Genomic DNA, 8,252 nt, shown 5'->3' with positions numbered 1-8,252 from the left:
CACCGTCACCCCCTCTTCGCTGATGACAGCGTCCGGCGCCAGCCCCGCCGACCTGGCACGCTCCAGTTCCTGACGCAGTCGCGCCGGATTGTCCTCCTGCCCAAGCATCTTCACGTATCCGCCGAGGGGGAGGATACCGATCCCGTACTCGGTCTCACCCCAGCGGAACCGCGCAATCCGCAACCCGAAAATATCGAATCCGAGATAAAACTTCTCACATTTCACCCCGCACGCCTTGGCTACCAGGAAATGGCCGAGTTCGTGCACAAAGATGATCAGTCCCAGCCCTACCACGACCATCAGCACGTAGAGCCAGGCCGATCCCGTCAAAAAAGCCACGAGCATGAAGCTAGTCAGGTCCAATGTGTGATCTCCCTTCGGGCCCAGGAATCCAATTCAAAAATGCGTTCCAGGGTGGGTTCCGGATCGAATGGATGGGATTCCAACACTGCCTCGCAGGCCGGAACGATCTGGTCGAACCGGAGCCGCCCCTGTAAAAAGCATTCTACCGCCGCCTCGTTGGCTGCATTGAGCACAGCCCCCGCCGTCCCTCCGCGGCGAGCCGCCTCAAGCCCCAGTCGGATGGCAGGAAAACGCTCCGGATCTGGTGGCTCGAAGCGAAGATCGAGCACCTGCGTCCAGTCCATTTTTCGGGCAATTCCCGGACAGCGCTCCGGATAGTACAGCGCATATTGTATGGGAAGCCGCATGTCCGGCGGACTGAGCTGGGCAATGACCGAACCATCCACAAATTCCACCATGGAATGGACAATCGACTGCGGATGGATCACCACCGCGATCTGCTCGGCGGTCACACCGAAAAGCCAGCGGGCTTCGATGATCTCCAGGGCCTTGTTCATCAAGGTGGCGGAGTCCACCGTAATCTTGCGGCCCATCTTCCATGTAGGGTGCGCCAGAGCTTCTTCCACCGTGACAGAGGCCAGCTCTTCCTTCTTTTTCGTGCGAAATGGCCCGCCGCTGGCCGTCAAAATGATGCGCCGGACCTCTTTCGGCTGACCGCTGCGCAGCGCCTGGAAGACGGCGGAATGCTCGCTATCGACGGGGAGGATTTGGGCACCCGTTTGTTGCGCCAACTGCGTGATAAGCGGCCCTGCCACGACAAGACTTTCCTTGTTGGCAAGGGCCACGGTTTTGCCGGCTTCCACGGCCTTCCACGTCGCCCGCAATCCGGCTATTCCCACATACGCGGAGAGGACCCGGTCCACCGCCGGCGAGCTAACGGCCTCCAGCACGGCCTCCTCCCCGACGCGCAACTCCGTTTCTGGCGGTAGATTCCAAACTCCGTGCTGCCTGGCCGCTTCTGGATCAGTCACCACTACAAGAGTCGGCCGATGCTCCTGGGCCTGCCGTTCCAGAAGCTGCGTGTTCGACCGTGCTACCAAAACTACGGCGCGCAGTCTGCCCTCCGAGGCAGCGATGACCTCGAGTGCGTTTCGACCAATACTGCCTGTGGATCCGAGGACCGCTATTCCCTGAGTCGAATCGGTCATGCCGACGGGGTATGTTGGTCAAGCCTTCTTGATAATGCCAGCCACACACGAGGTGTGGGAGAGGTTACGAGCCTTCGCGGCAAATTTCCCCCAGGAAATGCCAAGGTGGGCGTTTTCATCCCGCACCGGCCCGCGGAAAACCTGGTTCTCCGCCGAGGAAGGTGAATCTGCCCAGTTTAACCCACGGGGCTTGGCACGACACGGTACGGAGGCACGCTTCCTGGCTGGTTGCCCGGGATACCGCTTCACCACCCTGCCCGATATGCAAGTTTACTTTTTTCTTGCCGGTTCTGCACGGTCACTGGAGGGCCGGCCAGGGTAGCGAGGGTAAACGGTGAATGGGTGGAAGGGTGGATCAGCCGGAGTGGAACGCGCCCCTCCAAGCCATGGGATGGAGGGACCCGCTTGTCGGGTCCGATGAACACCAGTTGACGGCCTATTCTCTTTCAATGGGCACGACGAGCGTGCCCCTCCGAAAAAATTCCGGAGGGACGTGCTTGTCACGTCCGACGAACACTGATTGATGATCCATCCCCCTTCCCCGGGCACGACGAGCGTGCCCCTCCGAGGTTCGCCGCACGCCCTGGAAGGCGTCCCGCCAAATCTTCCCTGCGCCGGTGTTCCAATTGTGGGGTGGCGGGAATGGTGTTATACTGTGTCCATTGATGGGTGCCCGCGGTATCCCTCGCATGGGGCGGGGGACGGCCACCCCAAGCGGTAATGCGGATCGTGAATTCTTCAGCCAAGCCAAAAGGGGTCGTTGGCCGAGACGCTGCTTCGGCCTGAGCAGCGATTCTCGCGCCCGTGTGTTTCCCTCCTTCGCCTCCGCTTGCTGCAGCGTTTTTTGTTTTCAGGGTGTTGTTTGTCCAATGGTCAATCGCAACCTCATTCGTCAGGTAGAAGTCACTCCCGAAGAGCTGGAAGCCGCTTACGGCGGCATGGACCCTGAGGCCCTCGCACTGGCCGCCTCGGAAATCGCCGTCAATCAGATCGTCGAAGGGCGAATTCTCCGGGTGGAAAAAGATTTTGTGGTCGTCGACGTCGGCTCCAAGAGCGAGGGCATCGTCCCCCTCTCTGAATGGACGGAAAACGAAGAACCGCCGAAGCCGGGGCAAACCGTCAGCGTGCTCGTGGAAGAACTCGAGGACATGTACGGGCTGGGGGACGAATATCGCGGAATGATCACCCTCAGCAAGCGCAAGGCGGAGAAAATTCGGGCCTGGATGCGGGTGATGGAAACGGTCAAGGAAGGCGACGTCGTGACCGGCATCGTCACCCGAAAGATCAAAGGCGGTCTCCTGGTTGACATCGGCGTGAACGTGTTCCTGCCCGCCAGCCAGGTGGACATCCGCCGTCCCGCGGACATTGGCGAATTCATCGGACGCACGGTGCAGTGCCTCGTTCTCAAAATTGACGAGTCGCGGCGGAATATCGTCGTCAGCCGACGGGCACTCATCGAGCAGGAGCGTGCGGAGAAAAAGGCGCAGCTCCTTGCCGAACTGGAAGTCGGCCAGCGCCGTAAAGGCGTCGTCAAAAATATCGCCGATTTCGGTGTGTTCGTCGATTTGGGCGGGATCGATGGCCTGCTCCACATCACCGATATGAGCTGGGGACGCATCAATCACCCCTCGGAAATGGTCTCCATCGACGAAGAAATCGAAGTCGTCATCCTCGACGTCAACCGGGAAAAGGAAAAAATTGCCCTCGGCCTCAAACAGAAGACGCCCAGCCCGTGGGAAGACATCGAGCTGCGCTATCCCGTGGGTAGCCGCGTGAAGGGCACCGTGGTCAACGTCATGAACTATGGTGCCTTCGTCAAGCTGGAAGAAGGGGTGGAAGGCCTCGTCCACATCAGCGAAATGTCCTGGACCCGGCGGATCAACCATCCCAGCGAAGTGGTTCAGGTGGGTGACGAAGTCGAGGTTGTCGTCCTGGGGATCGACAAGGAAAAACAGGAGATCTCCCTGGGCATCAAGCAGACCATGCAGAACCCCTGGGAGAACGTGGAAGAGCGTTATCCCGTGGGTTCCGTTGTCAAAGGTATTGTGCGCAATATCACCAACTACGGCGCATTTGTGGAGCTGGAAGAAGGCGTGGATGGCCTGCTCCACGTGAGCGACCTCTCCTGGACCCGCAAAATCACGCATCCCAGCGAAGTACTCCAGAAGGGCCAGGAAATCGAATGCCGCGTGCTCTCCGTGGACAAGAATCGTCGCCGTATCGCCCTGGGGCTCAAACAACTGACGGAAGATCCCTGGGAAACCTACATCCCCTCCAAATACCAGCCGGGCCAGATCGTCAAAGGTACCGTCACCAAGATCACGAATTTTGGTGTCTTTGTCGGGCTGGAGGATGGTCTGGAAGGACTGCTGCACATTTCCGAGCTGGCCGACCACAAGGTGGACAACCCCGAAGAGATTGTCAAAGTCGGCGATGAAATCGAGGTGAAGATCCTCCGCGTGGACAAAGACGAGCGGAAGATCGGCCTCTCTCGGAAGCGTGTGGAATGGGCGGAAGAAGAGCAGCAGGCCGCTGCCGAGCCCGCCCCCGAGCCCAAAAAGGAAAAGGAACGCGAAAAGGAGAAGGAACTCAAGGGTGGTCTGGGCGGCTCCGGCGGACCGCTCATTCAGGGCCTTACCGGCGATCGCGAATCCGAGAGCGCGGGCTGATCGAAACGCTCTGCCAGATGCCCTGCCCACGGTCGGTGGTCTTTTGCGCCACCGATCGCTTTATTTCTGTCGGGAACCGGCCTATGCGAGCGACTTCGCCATGGATGATCCTTCTGGCGATCGCGGTCTGCGTTTTGGCTCACGGATGCCGGCGCGGGCCAGCGGAACACGAGGGATCCGTCACGGCTGAGGCTCCTCCCCTGAAACAACATGACACCTCCCAAAGCGGCGAGGACAAGCACATCTCGCCGGCTGCTGTTTCCCCTCCCCATCAGGCCGAGGGCTCCGCCCCCAGTTCCGCCGCTGCCAGCGAACTCGATTGGGTCCGCGCCCTCACCGGTTCCGACGAGGCGGCCCGGCAGGCCGTTCCCGCCGAATTCGCGAAGATCATCCACGGCCTCCTGGAAGCCCAGGCCGGCCTGGAGTTTGATCAGCAGGGACGTCTCATTGGAGTGGACCTGGCCGGCGAGCGCCGCAGCGGCAGCGACGCCGAGATTGCCCTGGTCGTTCAATTGCCGCACCTCCGCCGATTTCGTGTGGCCGGGTTCGGCGTCACGCCGGCGGGCGTGCAACAACTTGCTCGGAAAACCACATTGGAAGAACTGGGGCTGGAGAACACGCAAATCGACGATCAGTCCCTTGCCGCGTTGAAAAATCTGCCCCGGCTGTGGTCGCTCAATTTGCGGCGCTCTGTCAAGTTGACTGACGCGGCCATCGCGATTCTGGCCGAGTTCCCTGCCCTCACCCACCTCTATCTTCTCGAAAATCAATTTTCTTCCAACGCGATGGAGCGTCTTGCCCAACTGCCGCGGTTGCGGCTGCTGGACCTGCGGAACTGCGCCGGCGTGAACGCTCAGGTGCTCACGCGATTGGCAGAACTGCCGCAATTGGTGGACCTCCGTTTGCGGGGATACCACATTGATGATGCGTGTCTTTCCGCGGTGGGCCGATTCCCGCGATTGGTCAGTTTCACCCTTGAAGAATCCCCTGCCACATCGAACGGCCTTCAAGCTCTGGCACCGCTGTCGCTGGAGTCGCTCACGTTGTTCCAGTGTACGTCGCTCAATGACGAAGCTCTGGCGGCTGTCGTGACGGGTTGGACGAAGCTGCGCACGCTTTCTCTGCGGGACCTGCCCGTGCGCGGCACATTCCTCAGCCAACTTCGCAGCCACGCATCACTCCGCGTCCTCAACCTCCCCCAGACGATGGTGAATGATTCCGCTCTGGAAGCCCTCCGCTCCATGCCGTCGCTGGAGGAGCTTTCTCTTGCTCAGACGTTGATCACCGATGCCGGGTTAGAGCACATCGCCACGATCTCGACTCTGCGGAAGCTCAATGTGGCGCAAACACAGGTAACAGATGCCGGTGTGCAGTACCTGAGCCACCTTTCTCACCTGGAATCGCTTGATCTGAGCGGCAATCCGGGGATCACCGACGCGGCCGTCCCCTTCCTGGAAAAGCTACCTCAACTCCGCGAGGTATTCCTCGACGGAACGTCGGTGACGGGGGAGGGGCTCAAGCGTCTCGGCGGAAAGGCGCGTGTCAAACAGGCCGCTGGGTTGGAATGAAGCGACCGGCCGTTTGCTCTGGCCGGTTCTGAGACCGACCGCACCTCCCAGGAGATCGCGTCTGTCAATTCACTCGATGAGCGCGAGTGCTTTCCGCATGGCCTCGGCCGTCACGCGCACCGCGTCTTCCGGGGGCAATTGCCGCAGTTCCTTCTTGAACGGCTCGATATAGGCCGGTCCATCGAATCCGATCTCCACCAGGGCCGAGAGAAAGCCTTTCAAATCGATCACTCCCGTCGCGCAGGGAAGATCACGGATGGAGTCGACTTGTTCATCCACCGGGACACCGGCGGGGGCATCGTTGAGATGGACCACGATGACCTGATCGCCTCTCAGGCTGAGGATATCCTCGCGCGTCTCGCCCGCCGTGTACCAGTGCCAGCTATCGAGGGTGAACCCCACGCAGGGATGATCGATTTCCGCGACGAGCTCCTTCATTTCCCGCAGGGCGTGAATGAATGGGTATCGACCGGCACTCCAGGATTTTTTCGGCCCGACGTATTCCAGCCCCAGGCGCATGCCGTAGCAGCCCACGATGTCGGCAATCGCCCGCAACCGCTTGGCATGGAGACGAAAGTTTTCCAGATACGTTCGATCCCGAGAGGTCGGTGAGAGATAAGTGCCCAATCGATCCACTCCTGCCCGTTGAAGGACCTCGCAATACTTGGGCAGGCCGCGCAGTGTGGCCGTGAATCGCTCGATGGAACCGCGAAAATCCACCGGCACACCGGCTGCCGACCAGCCCACGTTGTGGGCCTTCATTTTTTCGCGAAGACCGGCCAATTCATCGTCAGACAGGCGGGCGAGAAATTCCGGCTGCGGCTCCACTGCCTCAAAGCCATATCGGATCGCGTATTCCAAAGCCTGCATCTGATCGGCCTGCACCCCGATGGCAGAGCAGGAGAGCGCGGCGCGAAACCGCCTCCTTCCGGATTTCTTTTGCTTTTCCTTGCGCTCTCCCTCCCGGGCACCGTCTTCTGCCAGGGCATTGACAAAGCCGGACAGTCCGAATGACGCCAACGTCAGTCCACTTTGGAGCAGCCATTCCCTCCGCGTGCCGGTATTCATGGCAGATTTCTCCCCAGGTTCAGGAGGCCACGGTAGCATCTTCTGCCAGCGGGGCAGCCACAAGGTCGTATCCCTCGGCCGCCACAATTTCACACTCCACGAACTGCCCTGCCGACAGCCTCTTCCCGGTCACATAAACCGCCCCGTCGATCTCCGGGGCATCCGCATAGGTACGCCCCAGCCAAACATCTTTCTGGCCGGGATGACGCTGGTCAAGGAGGACGGTCATTTTTCGGCCAACCTGAGACTGCGCCCATTCGAACGCGATCTCCTGCTGCACCTCCATGAGGTACTCTCGCCGGGCACGGATGACGCGGCGGGGAAGGTGATCCTTAAGCCGGGCGGCTGGTGTCCCCGGCTCACGCGAGTATTCAAAAACTCCCAACCGCTCAAATCGCTGTTTCCTGACGAACTCCACGAGTTCCTGAAACTGGGCTTCCGTTTCCCCCGGAAAGCCCACAATCATTGTCGTCCTCAAGACGAGTTGGGGAATACTTTCCCGTAAACGTGCCAGCAGGGCCTCTGTTTCGGCACGTGTCACGCGGCGTTTCATCCGCCGCAGAATCGTGTCATTGATGTGCTGCAGCGGCAGGTCCAGATAAGGGATAATCGGGCCACCTTCGCGCAGGACGCCGATCAGTTCATCCGTGAAATACATCGGATAAAGATACATGAGCCGGATCCATGTGAACCCGGGAATTTCCCGCAATTGGCTGAGGAGTTCTGCAAGCAGCGGCCGCCCCACCAGGTCCATGCCGTAGTAGGTGGTGTCCTGGGCGACCACGACGAGCTCTTTCACGCCCTCGGCCGCCAGTTCCCGGGCCTCGGCCAGAATCAACTCCATCGGCTTGCTCACGTGCCGTCCCCGAATATGCGGAATGGTGCAGAACGTGCACAGACGGTCGCAGCCCTCGGAAATCTTCAGATACGCCAGATGACGCGGCGTCACCCGCAACCGCCGTCGATCATCCAGCGGAACGACACTCGCCGGTTGAAAGATTGTCCGCTGTTCGTGGATCCCCGATTCAATGCGGGCAATGGCCCGGGTTATTTCATCCCGGCTGAAGACGCCGATAACCTGATCCACTTCCGGAAACCGGTCGAGAAGCGCGTCGCGGTCTCGCTCGGCGAGACATCCCGCCACAATAACTCCACGAATCTTGCCCCGCTTTTTCAGCTTGAGCATTTCCTCGATGGCTTCGAAGGATTCTTCCCGGGCGGAGCGGAGAAACCCACACGTGTTGACCACGACGACATCGGCCTTTTCCGGGTTGGGTTCAAGCTCCCAGCCGGCATCGCGGAGCAGCCCGAGGATGCGCTCCCCGTCCACGAGGTTTTTGGGGCATCCCAGGGCAATCATGCTGCATTTGCCCCGAGGTCCTGGCTGGGATGGGCCGTCAACCGACCGAGCTTCCACCTCGACCTGTCCTGGGGTG

The 8,252-nt window shown here is 60.3% G+C and carries 6 protein-coding genes; 2 read left to right on the top strand and 4 right to left on the bottom strand.

Going from position 1 to position 8,252, the window contains the following annotated elements; genetic code table 11:
* Together H5U08_RS05780 and dxr are read right to left on the bottom strand one after the other, a co-directional pair.
* On the bottom strand, positions 1-363 hold a 363-nt coding region (locus tag H5U08_RS05780; protein WP_297031167.1), incomplete at its 3' end, for a site-2 protease family protein.
* Positions 354-1,511, bottom strand: a complete 1,158-nt coding sequence (dxr, locus tag H5U08_RS05775) for a 1-deoxy-D-xylulose-5-phosphate reductoisomerase (RefSeq protein ID WP_297031165.1) — start codon at positions 1,509-1,511, stop codon at positions 354-356. The genes H5U08_RS05780 and dxr, both read right to left, overlap by 10 nt.
* Positions 1,512-2,380: 869 nt before the next feature.
* Here dxr and H5U08_RS05770 point away from each other — a divergent pair.
* Together H5U08_RS05770 and H5U08_RS05765 are read left to right on the top strand one after the other, a co-directional pair.
* Positions 2,381-4,180 (top strand): 30S ribosomal protein S1, encoded by a 1,800-nt coding sequence (locus H5U08_RS05770; RefSeq protein WP_297031164.1) that lies wholly within the window; start codon positions 2,381-2,383, stop codon positions 4,178-4,180.
* A gap of 83 nt (positions 4,181-4,263) precedes the next feature.
* A complete protein-coding gene (locus tag H5U08_RS05765; protein WP_297031162.1) occupies positions 4,264-5,748 on the top strand; it encodes a hypothetical protein in 1,485 nt (494 codons plus the stop codon).
* Between the two features lie 69 nt (positions 5,749-5,817).
* Here the strand turns inward: H5U08_RS05765 and H5U08_RS05760 are convergent, their stop codons facing one another.
* Together H5U08_RS05760 and rimO are read right to left on the bottom strand one after the other, a co-directional pair.
* A complete protein-coding gene (locus H5U08_RS05760; RefSeq protein ID WP_297031161.1) occupies positions 5,818-6,816 on the bottom strand; it encodes a sugar phosphate isomerase/epimerase family protein in 999 nt (332 codons plus the stop codon).
* 19 nt (positions 6,817-6,835) lie between these two features.
* The coding region (gene rimO, locus H5U08_RS05755; RefSeq protein ID WP_366494114.1) for a 30S ribosomal protein S12 methylthiotransferase RimO at positions 6,836-8,252 on the bottom strand (1,417 nt) is incomplete at its 5' end.

This window comes from Thermogutta sp., assembly GCF_014359955.1.
In the GTDB taxonomy this organism is placed as follows: Bacteria; Planctomycetota; Planctomycetia; order Pirellulales; family Thermoguttaceae; genus Thermogutta.
This window is presented reverse-complemented; position numbering and strand designations above follow the sequence as displayed.

What these genes read in the sequence shown, in the direction of transcription:
- H5U08_RS05765 (WP_297031162.1), top strand. Translation starts at nt 4,264, where the DNA reads ATGCGAGCGACTTCGCCATGGATGATCCTTCTGGCGATCGCGGTCTGC.
- dxr (WP_297031165.1), bottom strand. Translation starts at nt 1,511, where the DNA reads ATGACCGATTCGACTCAGGGAATAGCGGTCCTCGGATCCACAGGCAGT.
- H5U08_RS05760 (WP_297031161.1), bottom strand. Translation starts at nt 6,816, where the DNA reads ATGAATACCGGCACGCGGAGGGAATGGCTGCTCCAAAGTGGACTGACG.
- H5U08_RS05770 (WP_297031164.1), top strand. Translation starts at nt 2,381, where the DNA reads ATGGTCAATCGCAACCTCATTCGTCAGGTAGAAGTCACTCCCGAAGAG.